This is a genomic window from Serratia sp. BIGb0234 (assembly GCF_024809915.1).
Lineage (GTDB): Bacteria > Pseudomonadota > Gammaproteobacteria > Enterobacterales > Enterobacteriaceae > Serratia > Serratia liquefaciens.
The window spans coordinates 97602-110933 of sequence record NZ_JANUEI010000007.1 but is presented as its reverse complement, the minus strand read 5'-3'; the positions used below and the strand labels follow the sequence as shown (position 1 = coordinate 110933).

Annotated in this window: 10 protein-coding genes; 3 read left to right on the top strand and 7 right to left on the bottom strand. The window is 57.3% G+C overall.

Annotated elements, in window-relative coordinates:
- Positions 1–132 precede the first annotated feature (132 nt).
- The 3 genes from gntT to M2407_RS21340 form a co-directional block, all read right to left on the bottom strand.
- Positions 133–1449 carry a gluconate transporter gene (gene gntT / locus M2407_RS21350; protein WP_046372451.1) on the bottom strand — a complete coding sequence of 439 codons (1317 nt, stop codon included), beginning with the start codon at positions 1447–1449 and terminating at the stop codon, positions 133–135.
- A 365-nt stretch (positions 1450–1814) separates the two neighbouring features.
- Positions 1815–2810 (bottom strand): gluconate operon transcriptional repressor GntR, encoded by a 996-nt coding sequence (gene gntR, locus M2407_RS21345; protein WP_020837390.1) that lies wholly within the window; start codon positions 2808–2810, stop codon positions 1815–1817.
- 131 nt (positions 2811–2941) lie between these two features.
- Positions 2942–3637 carry a pirin family protein gene (locus tag M2407_RS21340; protein WP_020837391.1) on the bottom strand — a complete coding sequence of 232 codons (696 nt, stop codon included), beginning with the start codon at positions 3635–3637 and terminating at the stop codon, positions 2942–2944.
- Positions 3638–4023: 386 nt separating this feature from the next.
- On the opposite strand from M2407_RS21340, the gene M2407_RS21335 reads away from it, so the two are divergent.
- The gene (locus M2407_RS21335; RefSeq protein ID WP_122080407.1) at positions 4024–4542 is read left to right on the top strand and encodes a GNAT family N-acetyltransferase; all 519 of its coding nucleotides are present in this window, start codon (positions 4024–4026) and stop codon (positions 4540–4542) included.
- On the top strand, positions 4539–5717 hold the full coding sequence (locus tag M2407_RS21330) for a P1 family peptidase (RefSeq protein ID WP_201895921.1): 1179 nt from the start codon (positions 4539–4541) through the stop codon (positions 5715–5717). The genes M2407_RS21335 and M2407_RS21330 overlap by 4 nt, the downstream gene beginning before the upstream one ends.
- Positions 5718–5777: 60 nt before the next feature.
- On the opposite strand, the gene iolE is transcribed toward M2407_RS21330, so the two are convergent.
- From iolE to iolD, 4 genes are all read right to left on the bottom strand, one after another.
- Entirely contained in the window at positions 5778–6674 is an 897-nt protein-coding gene (gene iolE / locus M2407_RS21325) for a myo-inosose-2 dehydratase (protein ID WP_046372448.1), read from the bottom strand.
- Positions 6675–6734: 60 nt separating this feature from the next.
- Positions 6735–7619 carry a sugar phosphate isomerase/epimerase family protein gene (locus M2407_RS21320; protein WP_044554812.1) on the bottom strand — a complete coding sequence of 295 codons (885 nt, stop codon included), beginning with the start codon at positions 7617–7619 and terminating at the stop codon, positions 6735–6737.
- Between the two features lie 39 nt (positions 7620–7658).
- Positions 7659–8672 carry a Gfo/Idh/MocA family protein gene (locus tag M2407_RS21315; RefSeq protein WP_046372447.1) on the bottom strand — a complete coding sequence of 338 codons (1014 nt, stop codon included), beginning with the start codon at positions 8670–8672 and terminating at the stop codon, positions 7659–7661.
- A gap of 64 nt (positions 8673–8736) precedes the next feature.
- Positions 8737–10677, bottom strand: coding sequence for a 3D-(3,5/4)-trihydroxycyclohexane-1,2-dione acylhydrolase (decyclizing) (gene iolD / locus M2407_RS21310; RefSeq protein WP_116691632.1), 1941 nt, complete (start codon positions 10675–10677; stop codon positions 8737–8739).
- Positions 10678–11211: 534 nt separating this feature from the next.
- On the opposite strand from iolD, the gene iolC reads away from it, so the two are divergent.
- A complete protein-coding gene (gene iolC, locus M2407_RS21305; protein WP_130016900.1) occupies positions 11212–13140 on the top strand; it encodes a bifunctional 5-dehydro-2-deoxygluconokinase/5-dehydro-2-deoxyphosphogluconate aldolase in 1929 nt (642 codons plus the stop codon).
- The last annotated feature ends 192 nt before the right edge of the window (positions 13141–13332 follow it).

The following is a 13332-nucleotide window of genomic DNA, read 5'->3' as shown; positions in this document are numbered from 1 at the left end:
CCTGCGCCATCAAATGCGCCCCAAACTCAAAAGAATGTCCGACACCCCCACGGGGTGCCGGATAACCTCGCTATTCCCTTTGCATTTCAAGTGGCAGTCAACGCTGCGCCAACCTGAAAAACGACAGGAATATTAGACCACCGTCGCCAGCAGCAAACACCCTACCAGGCCGCAGACGGAAATGATGGTTTCCAGCACCGACCAGGACTTGATGGTTTCCATGATGCTCAGGTTGAAATACTCCTTGAACAGCCAGAACCCCGGATCGTTGACGTGAGAGAAAATCACGCTGCCTGAACCGACCGCGATCACCATCAGCTCCGGGCTGACGCCGGTAGTGGCGATCAACGGGGCCACGATGCCGCCGGCGGTGATCGCCGCCACGGTAGCGGAACCCAGCGCCAGACGCAGCGCAGCCGCAATCGACCAGGCCATCAGAATAGGTGAGACGTTGCTGCCTTCCATCAGGGCGGCAATGTATTTCTCCACGCCGCTGTCGACCAGTACCTGCTTGAACGCACCGCCACCGCCGATGATCAACAGCATCATGGCGATGATTTTGATGGAGTCGGTGATGGTACCCATCACTTCATCCATAGTACGGCCGCGGTTCAAGCCAAAGGTGAAGATAGCGATCAGTACCGCAATCAACGTCGCCATCACCGGATCGCCGAAGAACTCGGCAAAGCGCAGCAGGCTATGGCCCTTCGGCAGCACCATTTCCGCTACCGCACGCAGCGCCATCAGGATCACCGGCACCAACGAGGTGGCAACGCTGATGCCAAAGCTTGGCATTTCTTCTTCGGTGAAGATTTTCGGGTTATACAGGCCTTCAGGAACCGGCTTGTCGATGCCTTTCAGGAAGCGGGCGTAGACAGGACCGGCCAGGATCACCGTCGGAATGGCCAGCAGCGTGCCGTACAGTAGGGTTTTACCCATATCGGCATGGAAGATGGTGGCGATCGCCGTTGGGCCAGGGTGCGGCGGCAGGAAACCGTGGGTCACCGACAGCGCAGCCGCCATCGGCACGCCGACATACAGCAGCGGCACGCGTGCAGACGCGGCGATACTGAAGACCAGCGGCAGCAGCAGCACGAAGCCAACTTCATAGAACAGCGCAAAACCGACGGTAAAACCGGTCAGTACCACCGCCCATTGAATGTATTTTTGACCGAACTTCTCGATAAGCGTAGTGGCGATGCGCTGGGCGCCGCCGCAGTCCGCCAGCAGCTTGCCGAGCATGGCACCGAAGCCCATGATCAGCGCCAGGCTGCCCAGGGTGCCGCCCACGCCGGCCTTGATGGAGCCGATCACTTTATCGACTGGCATACCCTGAGCGATACCCACCGCCAGAGCAACCAGAACCAGAGAGATAAAGCCGTTCAGCTTAAAGCGGATCATCAGCAGCAACAGCAGCGCGACGCCGCCTGCAACAATCACTAATGGCATAATTTTTCTCCAACCTTTTTATCGCAGACTCTCTTTACGATAGGCCGTAAAGCGCGCGTTTGTTGTATTTTTAGGCTCTTCCCGGTGTTAGAAGACGAGCTGTAGGTGGTGCTGAGTCAAGGGTTCTATTTCTCCCTGTAGCGACCCTATCGCGCCGCTACAAGGTCATTGACCTCGTTGTTACCGGTATCATGATACCGGTAACAACAGCAGTGTCGGAACCGGGTAACGGGCTAAAATTCGCGTTCTGGGATAGAGATCAAACTTATGGGGGTAACGCGCGGTGGGCTTACAGATGACTAGCAAAACGCGCCGGGCGGCGCGATTTTCAAATTAAAATTGATGAAACAAAGAGTTAAAAGCGATCAGATGCTGCCGCCGGGGATCACGGTAAAACCGACGTCCACCATGCGCGGGCTGACCGTTTCGCCCCGCAAACGCGCCAACAGGCGTTCAGCCCCGATCTGCCCCATGCGTTCACGCGGCGTCAGGACGCTCGCCAGTTTTGGCACCATCACCTGACCGATATCGTGGCCGTGGAAACCGGCAATCGCCATATCTTTGGGGATCGACAGCCCTTGGCGCTGGCACTCAAAGGTCGCACCAATCGCCAGGTCATCGTTGGTGCAGAAAATACTGTCGATCTGCGGATAATCGCGCTGCGCCTGACGCAGCAGTTCGCCACCGGCGGAATAGGACGACGAACGCGCAGTCATGACGCTGTACGGCTCGAGACCGGATTCGCGCATCGCCTGTTCATAGCCCTGTTGTTTGATAATGGTACGTTCATCCTGACGCGCCCCGAAATACACCACGTGGCGATGACCGTGCGCGATGATTTGCTGAGTCATCTGGCGTGCCGCCTCAAAGTTGTTAAACCCCACGGCCAGGTCAATGCACGGTGAAACGCAGTCCATCAGTTCGACAACCGGGATCCCTGCCACCTCAATCATCTTCATGGTGCGCGGCGTATGGTGGCGTTCAGACAGGATCAGCCCATCAATGTTGTAAGACAGCAGCGAGGTCAGGCGCTGTTCTTCGCGCTCCGGCAAATAGCCGTAGTGCGCCAGCATGGTCTGGTAATTGTGCGCATCGGTGACGCTCTCGATGCCGCGCAGCACTTCGGCGAACACCTGATTGGTCAACGACGGCAGCAATACGCCAATGGCGCGACTGGTGGAGTTGGAAAGGATATCCGGCGCACGGTTGGGAATGTAGCCCAGCTCATCCAGCGCGACGGCAATTTTTTGCTGCAAGATGGCAGAAACCTGCTCGGGATTACGCAGATAACGGCTCACCGTCATCTTGGTAACGCCAACCTTGTCTGCGACATCTTGAAGTACCGGCCGTTTTTTCTTCATTATCAATGAACTGACTAACCGTGAATGGGCGCTCATTTTAGCAAAAAAAAACCGCTGCCGATATTGTTGGTTATCGGACGTCACAACGCAAAAAGGGCTCACTGTGTGAGCCCTCAGTATTTACCGCTTTATCAGACCGGCGGCAGATCGAACAGCAGAATTTCACTGTCTTCATCGGCATGAATCGACAGCGCAGTTTCATCCCACACCGCGAAAGCATCGCTGGTGCCGGCCTGCTGACCATTGACCACTACCTTGCCACGCACCACCTGGATCCACACGCGACGACCGGCTTCAATCGGGCATTCTGCCTGTTCGTCTTGCTTCAATGCCCAGCGGGACAGCGTCATGTCCTGGAACACTTTCAGTGAACCGTCGCGCGCATCCGGCGACAACACCAGTTGGCGGCCCTGTGGCGCATCAAACATGCGTTGCTCATAGCGCGGCTCCAGCCCGACCCGATCGGGAATGATCCAAATCTGGTACAGGTGCAACGGACGATCGTTATTGCCATTGTACTCGGAGTGACGCACCCCGGTGCCGGCACTCATGATCTGAAACTCACCGGCCTGGATCTGCTCTTTATTGCCCATGCTGTCCTGATGTTCTACCGTGCCGCTCAGCACGTAGGTCAGGATTTCCATGTCTTTATGCGGGTGGGTGCCAAAACCCTGCCCTGCGTCGATCACGTCTTCGTTGATCACCCGCAGCGCCGAGAAGCCCATAAAATCGGCATCGTAATAGTTGGCAAAGGAGAAGGTGTGCCAGCTATCCAGCCAACCATGATTGGCATGACCGCGATCTTCTGCCTTACGTAGATAAATCATATTCAACTCTCCTCAATGTTTTTTACAGTCTAGTCCTGGCAGCAGAATATGAAAGCGTAAAAAACTCATCCCTCTGTTCAAAAATTTAGATGGAGTTGCGAAGCCATTGGCAGGGAATTTGTTGAAGGCGGGTGAGCTGAAAACAGGCAAAAAAAAAGCCAGCACCCGAGCTGGCTAAGTAATACTTGGAAGCAATGTGAGCAATGTCGTGCCTTCGCAGCGAGGGTATCAAAGGTTGATACTCTCTCCGGAACGCATCGCAATAATAATCATTATCATTCGCACCTGTAAAGCGTTTTTTTAACCAATCCGGAATAATATTGACTCGACACAATAAACCGATAAATTCAGAGGTTATTCAACCGGTAAGCCAAAGGAGCAGCGTAATGAGTGAAATCGTAGTTCGTCACGTGGAAACGGCAGATGCACAGGCCCTGCATCAACTCTATTCTCAGCCGAAGGCTTACCGTGACACGCTACATCTTCCGCTACCGTCGGTCGAACTATGGCACAAGCGCCTCGCCAACCTCGAACCGGGCACGCATAGCCTGGTGGCCTGCATCGACGGACAGATTGTCGGTCAGTTGAGCGTGATGCTGAATCAGCGTGTACGCCGCCGCCACGTGGCGAGCTTTGGCATCGGCGTCGATGACCACCACCACGGCAAAGGCGTCGGCAGCAGCCTGATGAAAGCGATGATTGACCTGTGCGACAATTGGGCAGACATCGAACGCATCGAGCTGACGGTATTTACCGATAATCAGGCAGCCATCGCGCTATACCGCAAGTTCGGTTTTGAAATCGAAGGGACCAGCCGCGCTTACGCCATGCGCGACGGCGTACTGGTAGATTCTTACCATATGGCTCGCTTTCGCAGTGAACAGCAGAAAAAATCAGCCTCATGAGTGAGATAAAAAGTGATCCAGGGTCGGTAAACCGCCCCTTCACCGTCAGCCGTCGCACCTTCGTGCAAACGCTGGCCTGCGTAACGGGTGCTATCGGCATCCTCTCTCCCACCACCTTCCTGGGGGCCGCAATGCCAAGTTCTCCCGCCGTTCGAACCGGCACCCGTAACCTGATTACCGACGTGCCCGGCCTGAAGGTCGGGGTCGCTCAGGACAGCCGGGTGCGTACCGGCACCACGGTGATCCTGCCGGATAGCCCGGCGATCGCCGCCGTCGATGTGCGCGGTGGCGGCCCGGCAACCCGCGAAACCGATGCGCTGGGGGAAGACAATCTGGTGCAAACCCTTGATGCACTGGTGCTGAGCGGCGGTTCGGTGTACGGTCTGGCGGCGGCAGATGGCGTCGCAGCCTGGCTGGGGCAACAGGGGCGTGGTTACGCCCTTCGTCCGGCACCGGGCGTACCGGTCTCTCCCATCGTACCCACCGCCTGCCTGTATGATCTAAGCAACGCTGGCGATAAAAACTGGCAGCTCGACCCGCCCTATCGCCAATTGGGGATAGAGGCCGCCGGCAAGGCCGGCCACGACTTTCCGCTCGGCACCGTGGGTGCAGGCTATGGTGCCATGACCGGCATGGGCAAGCTGAAAGGCGGGCTGGGTTCGGCGTCGATCGTGGCGACCAATGGCGCTACCGTCGGCGCACTGGTGGCGGTCAATAGCCTGGGATCGGTCGTCGCTCCCGGGACCCGTGCCTTCTGGGCGACGCCTTACGAAATCGACGGCGAGTTTGGCAACGGCGGTGCCGCAGCGCTGGCGCAGTTGCATGGCCAGGGCGAAGACTGGATGCCAGAAGAACCGACGGGCGGCAGGAAGAACACCACCCTGGCTTGCATCGCCACCGATCTGGCGTTGACCCGGGTGGAGCTGAAACGCGTGGCGATGATGGCGCAGGACGGCATGGCACGCGCCATCCGCCCGCTACACAGCCCGTTCGACGGCGATGTGGTGTTTGCCTTATCCACCGGGCAGCGTGAGGTACAAGGCAGCCGAGAGCTGGCGGTGCTGCAGATAGGTGCACTGGCGGCGGACACCCTGGCACGTGCCATCGCCCGTGGTGTCTATGCGGCGACCCCATGGCCCGGCGGACAGGTAACCACCTGGAAAACCCTCGCCTGACGTTGCCAATAAAAAAGGGCGCATCGATGACTCGAGCGCCCCTTGCCGATCGCCTGCGAATTAAATGCCGGCGGTCTCTTTAATATAACGGCGCGCCTTCACCGCATACTCAAACGGGTTGGCCAGCGCCGGATCCTGCTCGGCCTCCACCACCATCCACCCTTTGTAACCGCGCTCATCCAGCAGTTTAAACACCGGACGGAAGTCGATCACCCCATCACCCGGCACGGTAAAGGTGCCTTTCTTCACGCCGTCGAGGAAGCTGAGTTTGTTGGCCTTTACCTCGGCCACCACGTCGTCACGCACATCTTTCAGATGCACATGGTTAATACGCGGCAGGTATTTTTCCAGTATCGCCATCATCGCCTGCTGGCTGCCTTCTGAATAGTAAGCATGGCCAGTATCAAACAGCAGGTAGACGTCGTCGTTCACCATGCTCATGTAGCGGTCGATCTCGGCGGTAGTTTGAATGCCGGTACCCATATGGTGGTGCAGACAAACCTGCATGCCCTTGCCGGCAGCAATCTTGGCCAGCTCATTGTAGCCATCGGCCACTCGCTGCCACTCTTCATCGCTGAAATACGGCTTCTCTTCGAACACCCCTTTGGTGGTGCCCTGAATGCTTTTGCTCTGCTCGGAGCAGCCAATCACCTTGGCACCCATCGCATGCAGGAAATTCATATGGTTAATAAATTCATCAATGGTTTTTTCTTTCAGACCATCGGCGAAGAAGGTGCTGAACCAGGCGTTGCAGATTTGAATGCCGCGGATATCCAGCATCGGCTTGAGCACCGCCGGATCGCGCGGATACTTGCTGCCCACTTCGCTGCCGGTAAACCCGGCCAGCGCCATTTCACTGACGCACTGCTGGAAAGTGTTCTCTTTGCCCAGGTCGGGCATGTCGTCGTTGGTCCAGCCAATCGGGGCGATGGCCAGTTTTACGTTGTCTTTATTCATTTTCAGCCTCAATCATAGGAGCAGCACGCCGGTGATTTCACACCCACGCAGCCGAGAAATTTATTTACCCAACAGCTCTTTTTCGATGCGCTCTCGGGTCGCTACCGCCTGAGTTTTCATTCGTTCCGGATAGCCAAACAGCGAGGTGCAGATAATGGATTCGCCGCCCACCTTAAAATTACGATTGGCAAATTCCATATCGCGCAACGTCTGGAACAGGGCATCGAAATCCACTTCCCCTTCGCCGATACCCATATGCTGGTGCACGGCGGCGTCTACACCCGGCGGGTTGACGATATAGCGGCAGTGCTTGGTATGGTTCATGGTGTCGGCGATCAACACGTGCGAGAGATCGTCACCGGCATATTTCAGCATGCCGGCCACGTCGCCCTGACCTTTGTCGTAGTAGAAGGTGTGCGGCACGCTGTAGAGATACTTCACGTGATCGCTGCGTAACGACTTGACGATATCGGCGGTTTCGTTGCTCAGCTCGCAGAAATCCCACGGGTGCGATTGGATTTCCATGCGGATGCCTTCGCGCTCGATAATCGGCAGCAGCTCCTCCATTGAGCGGTACCACAGTTCTTCACAGATCTCCGGCTCATTGGGGTTACCCGCCAGCTCGGTATTGATCACCTGCACGCCCATTTCCACTGCGATTTCAATCATCCGGCGCCAGTTTTTGACCGCCGCCTGGCGGCGATCTTCGCCCGGACCGGACCAGCGATACACCACGATAAACGAGGAAATCTCCACGCCGGTGGCCTTCAGCGCATTTTTGTATTCCGCCATCACTTCGCGCCCGGCTTTCGGATGCTTGTAGAACGGATTGATCTGCGGGTGTGGCGACTGCTCAATATACTGATAGCCCCAGTCCGCCACCTGCTCAACCATTTTAGTGATGCCAAGGTCCCTGATGACATCCACATCAAAAGCGATCTTCATGGTCATTCCTCTTTAAACGTAAGTGCGGCGCTCAACCCATCAGTTGCCGTAAAAAGCCGGCCGCGGCGGCAAGGTCACCGGCACAATTTCACCGCTGAGTTGCGCGGCCACGCAGGCGTCGGCAGTGACAGAAGCGGCATAACCATCCCAGGCGGAAGGCCCGGTCAGCTTGCCGGCCAAGACGTCATTGATAAAGCCTTGCAGCTCGACGTCATAAGCATCGATAAAGCGGTCTTTCCAGTCGGTCAGAATTTCGGTAGACAGTCGGGCGCCGCTGCGCATCTGCACCGAAGACGGCTCTGGCAGCTTGGCAATGCCGGTTTCACCCACCACCTCACACTGGATGTCATAGCCGTATTGGCAGTTAACGAAAATTTCGACGTCGATGCGCGTGCCTTTGGCGGTTTCGAACAGCACAATTTGCGGATCTTTCAGGTGCGGGAACGCCTTGGGGCTTTTACGCGGGAACACGACCTGCACCGAGACATAGTCGTCATCCAGCAGCCAGCGCAGCACGTCAATCTCGTGGATCAGGGTGTCGGTGATCGCCATATCCGTGGTGTAAGCTTCGCCGACGGTCGGGTTGCGGTGTGCGCAGTGCAGCATCAGCGGTTCGCCAATTTGCCCGCTGGTCAGCACCTGTTTTAACGCGCGGTAACCCTGATCGTAAGGGCGCATAAAGCCCACCTGCACCAGACGTTTACCGTGTTTCGCTTCGGCCTCGACGATGTTTTTGCAGCCCTGAGCGGTGACCGCCAGCGGCTTTTCACAGAATACCGGCTTACCGGCGGCAATCGCGGCCAACACGAACTCTTCGTGACTCGGGCCCCAGGAAGTGACCAGTACCGCCTGCACGTCCGCCGCATTGACCAGATCGTGGCCGTTGTCATACACCTTGGCGTCCAGCTTCAGGTCGCTCACCACCTTGGCGGCGCTGTCGCGATTGATGTCGTTGACCGCCACGATACGGCTGCCCTGCAACACTTTGCTGCAGCGGCGAATGTGATCCCGACCGATTGCGCCGGTGCCAATAACCCCAATGTTCAATGTCATTTTCGTTATCCTCTTCAAATAGTTGCGGCAGACGCAAGGTCTGGGTAATCAAACGGGATCCTGATCAGTAGTCGCGGGCCTTATCGATGTTTTCCTGCAGCTTGCGGGCCACGGCGACGATTTTTTCGCTGTCGGCAACCTGGGCACCGCCCACGCGCCACCAGCTGAGATATTTGTGCACCATGGTTTTTGGCAGCACCTTGATGTCCAGCAGGGTCGACACGGTTTGCCGACGGGCATCGGCCAGCGCTTCGATCAGCTGCTGCTCGGTGGTCACGCTGTAGGTCTTGCAACCGTAGGCCGCAGCCAGCATGGCAAAGTTGACCGGCACCAAATTGCCGTCGAGCTTGCCGCCCTGCGGGTTGCGAAAGCGGAACTCGGTGGTGTAGCTGTCCATGCCGTGTTCCATCTGCAGGTTGTTGATGCAGCCGTTGGTCATGTTGTCGAGCAGCACCACGTTGATTTTGCAGCCTTCCTGAATCGACGTGACCAGTTCGGAATGCAGCATCATAAAGGCGCCGTCGCCGACCATCGCATACACCTCGCGGTTCGGCTCAGCCAGCTTGACCCCCAGCGCGGCATTGACCTCGTAGCCCATACAGGAGTAGCCGTATTCCACGTGATAACCCTGTTCGCCGTGGTTGTGCCACACCCGTTGCAAATCACCCGGCAGGCTGCCCGCAGCGGCGACGATCACGCTGTCCTGCGGCAGATGCTGGTTCAGTACCCCCAGCACCCGGCTTTGGGTTAACAAGGAGTCGGTCTTTTCGATAAATTCGGCAAACACGCGGTCACGATCGAGGTGATCGTCAATTTCAGGAACAAAACCTTCTCCGGTGTATTCCACCGCATAAACCCGGGCGGTTTCCTGCTGTTGCGCGCTGCGTGCGTCGGCAATGGCATTACCCCAGCCGGCGCGATAATCTGCCTGTGCCAGCCGTTCGCTCAGTGCGGACAGCGCTTCGCGGGCATCGGCCAACACCTGCACGCCGTCGAGCTTGCCGGCGTCAAAAGCGCTGACGTTGATATTGAGGAAATCGACGTCCGGATGCTGGAACAGCCATTTTGACGAAGTGGTGAAGTCGGTATAACGGGTGCCCACGCCAATCACCAGATCGGCCTGACGGGCCAGCGTATTCGCCGCCAGACAGCCGGTTTCACCGATGCCCCCCAGGTTGAATTCATGGCTGCTAGGCACCGTGCCTTTGCCCGCCTGAGTTTCTGCAAACGGGATGTGGAAACGCTCGGCGAAGTCACGCAGCGCCTGGCCGGCCTGCGAGTATTTCACCCCGCCACCGCACACCAGCAGCGGGCGACGTTTAGCGGTCAGCAGCGCCAACGCATCCTCCAGCATGCCGGCGGTCGCCGGGCGGCGATCGAGCCGATGCACACGCTTTTGGAAGAAATAGTCCGGGTAGTCATAGGCTTCGCCCTGCACGTCCTGCGGCAGGCACAGCGTCACCGCGCCGGTTTCCGCCGGATCGGTCAGCACGCGCATCGCATTGATGCAGGCGCTCATCAGCTGTTCAGGACGCACTATGCGGTCCCAGTACTTGCTCACCGCACGGAAAGCGTCATTGGTGCTGATGCTGAGATCGTAAGACTGTTCAATCTGCTGCAGCACCGGGTCCGGCTGGCGCGAGGCGTAAACATCGCCCGGCAGCAGCAATAAAGGAATGCGGTTGGCGGTGGCGGTCGCGGCGGCGGTGATCATATTGGCGGCGCCGGGCCCGACGGAAGAGGTGCAGGCATAGATCTGCTGACGCAGCTTCTGCTTGGCGAAGCCGGTCGCTGCGTGGGCCATACCCTGCTCGTTACGCCCCTGATGCACCACCAGCTCACCGCTGTCCTGCTCCAGCGCCTGCCCCAGACCGAGGACGTTGCCGTGGCCGAAAATCGCAAAGATGCCTTTGACGAATTTGGTTTCCACGCCGTCGACCAACAGGTACTGGTTGTCGAGGAACCTGACGAGTGCCTGTGCCATGGTTAACCGGATCTTGCCCATTTACTCACCCTTTTAGATTAGTCTCGCCCGCGCCGGCACCAGCTGCATGCCGAACCAGATAAGCTGTGTGATACTCGCCGTCAGCAAGCGCTGTACCCTGCTTAAGCCGACAACCTGAAACGTGTTGGGATTATAAACAAATATATTTTTCATAAAATCACATTACAGAAGAAACATTTCATTTTGCGATAAAGATCCCATAATGATGAAAACCCCGTTTCATCCATGCCTTTAGAATTCACTGACTTAGCCACCCTTTCATCCGTTGAGGCGTCCGCTCAACACCGCCTGAACTCACAGCAACCCTTGGCACCATCAGCCTGTGACACCAAGGATACCCTTGCCGCCCCTCGGCGTTTTCACCTCAGGGCGGGCGGGGTTTTCGATGCCCTTTACCGTTGTAGCAACGGGGTTTTAAATGCATCACATTTTTGGGGTGTAAATTTCATTCAATCTTGAAATTGAAATTTTTATTCCTCATACTCCAAAAATGCTTCGCAGTCGGGGTTTCGCTTAATACAGAAGGAAACGGGTATGGCTACACAAGAAAAACAGCTTGATGTCATTTGTCTCGGGCGTATCGCCGTCGATTTCTATGCACAGCAAATCGGCGCACGCCTGGAAGATGCCAGCACATTCTCAAAATATCTCGGCGGCTCTTCCGGCAATGTGGCTTACGGCACGGCCATTCAGGGTCTGAAGTCCGGCATGCTGGCCCGCGTCGGCGACGAACATATGGGCCGTTTCCTGCGCGAAGAACTGCAGCGCGTCGGGGCCGACACCCAAAGCCTGATTACCGACCCCCAGCGCCTGACCGGCCTGGTGATCCTCGGCATTAAAGATCAGGAAACCTTCCCGCTGATTTTCTATCGCGAAAACTGCGCCGATATGGCGTTGACGCCGGACGATATCGACGAGGCCTACATTGCATCGTCACGGGCATTGGCCATTACTGGCACCCACCTGTCGCATCCGAACACCCGCGCGGCAGTGTTAAAGGCGCTGGAATACGCCCGACGCCACGGTCTGCGCACCGCGTTGGATATCGATTATCGGCCGGTGCTGTGGGGCCTGACATCGCTGGGCGACGGTGAAACCCGTTTCGTCGAGTCAGAAAAAGTGACCCGCGAACTGCAAGAAGTGCTACATCACTTTGATCTGATCGTCGGCACCGAAGAAGAGTTTCATATTGCTGGCGGCAGCACCGATACCCTGACCGCGTTGAAAAACGTGCGCAAGGCGACCCGGGCCACGCTGGTTTGCAAACGCGGCGCCCAGGGCTGTTCGGTATTTGAAGCGGAGATCCCGACAAGCTGGCAACAGGTCAAACTGCACTCCGGCGTAAGGGTTGAGGTACTGAACGTACTGGGTGCGGGCGATGCCTTTATGTCCGGCCTGCTGCGCGGTTACCTGAACGATGAAGGTTGGGATCAGGCTTGCCGCTATGCCAATGCCTGCGGCGCACTGGTGGTTTCGCGTCACGGCTGTGCGCCGGCGATGCCAACCAAGCAGGAACTGGATGACTACCTGCAGCGCGAACAGGAAGTGAAACGTCCGGATCGCGATGCGCGGCTTAACCATCTGCACCGGGTCACTACCCGCAAACAGCAGTGGCCGGAGCTGTGCGTGTTCGCTTTCGACCACCGCAAACAGCTGGCGGATATGGCGCGAGAAGCCAACGTCAGCGAGGAACGCATTCCCAAACTGAAAACCCTGCTGCTGACCGCGGCGCAACAGGCCGCCGAGGTTGCCGGGTTGCAGGGCAACAGCGGCATTCTGGCCGATACCACCTATGGGCAGGCGGCGCTGAACAGCATCACCGGCCAGGGCTGGTGGATTGGCCGACCGATCGAGCTGCCCAGTTCACGCCCGCTACGACTGGAGCACGGCAATATTGGCTCGCAGCTGATCGACTGGCCGCAGGAGCACGTGGTGAAGTGCCTGGTGTTTTACCATCCGCATGACGCCGCCGAGCTGCGTCGCGAGCAGGATGAACTGATTGGCGACGTGTATCGCGGTTGCTGCAAGTCCGGCCACGAACTGTTGCTGGAGGTGATCCTGCCGGAAAGCAACGCCGACAAGGCCGAAAGCTACTATCTGGAGATGTTGCAATATTTTTACACGCTGGGCATCAAGCCCGACTGGTGGAAATTGCCGCCGCTGAGCGCAGAAAATTGGCAGCGGGTGGGGGCTTTGATAGAGGCGAACGATCCATTCTGCCGTGGCGTATTGATACTGGGGCTGGACTCACCGGAAGAAACGCTGAAGGCCGGTTTCGCCGCGGCGGCAGACGCCCGTTGGGTAAAAGGTTTTGCCGTCGGCCGCACCATCTTCGGCCAGCCTTCACGCCGCTGGTTGCAGGGCGAACTGGATGACGCCGGCTTAATCGAGCAGGTGAAACAAAAATACCTGACGCTGATTGGCTTCTGGCGCCAATACCGCCCAACCTCTCACTCGTCTTAATCGACAAACCCTCCCCTTAAACGATTTTCGCCGCTTTAAGGGGATTTTTTTGCCGGTTTTCTGTGAAGTAACGCAACTTGCAATCGAATAAATCGCTTTTTGGTGAAATGAAACTTCCGCTCCATCTGTTAGAATGAGCTGTCAATAATTCAGGCGTCAGGCCAATACGCCTTAGCCCACACTGCGAGCCGA

Bases quoted from the DNA above. Each gene is read 5' to 3' on its own strand.
- gntT (WP_046372451.1), bottom strand. From the start codon at position 1,449: ATGCCATTAGTGATTGTTGCAGGCGGCGTCGCGCTGCTGTTGCTGCTG.
- gntR (WP_020837390.1), bottom strand. From the start codon at position 2,810: ATGAAGAAAAAACGGCCGGTACTTCAAGATGTCGCAGACAAGGTTGGC.
- M2407_RS21340 (WP_020837391.1), bottom strand. From the start codon at position 3,637: ATGATTTATCTACGTAAGGCAGAAGATCGCGGTCATGCCAATCATGGT.
- M2407_RS21335 (WP_122080407.1), top strand. From the start codon at position 4,024: ATGAGTGAAATCGTAGTTCGTCACGTGGAAACGGCAGATGCACAGGCC.
- M2407_RS21330 (WP_201895921.1), top strand. From the start codon at position 4,539: ATGAGTGAGATAAAAAGTGATCCAGGGTCGGTAAACCGCCCCTTCACC.
- iolE (WP_046372448.1), bottom strand. From the start codon at position 6,674: ATGAATAAAGACAACGTAAAACTGGCCATCGCCCCGATTGGCTGGACC.
- M2407_RS21320 (WP_044554812.1), bottom strand. From the start codon at position 7,619: ATGAAGATCGCTTTTGATGTGGATGTCATCAGGGACCTTGGCATCACT.
- M2407_RS21315 (WP_046372447.1), bottom strand. From the start codon at position 8,672: ATGACATTGAACATTGGGGTTATTGGCACCGGCGCAATCGGTCGGGAT.
- iolD (WP_116691632.1), bottom strand. From the start codon at position 10,677: ATGGGCAAGATCCGGTTAACCATGGCACAGGCACTCGTCAGGTTCCTC.
- iolC (WP_130016900.1), top strand. From the start codon at position 11,212: ATGGCTACACAAGAAAAACAGCTTGATGTCATTTGTCTCGGGCGTATC.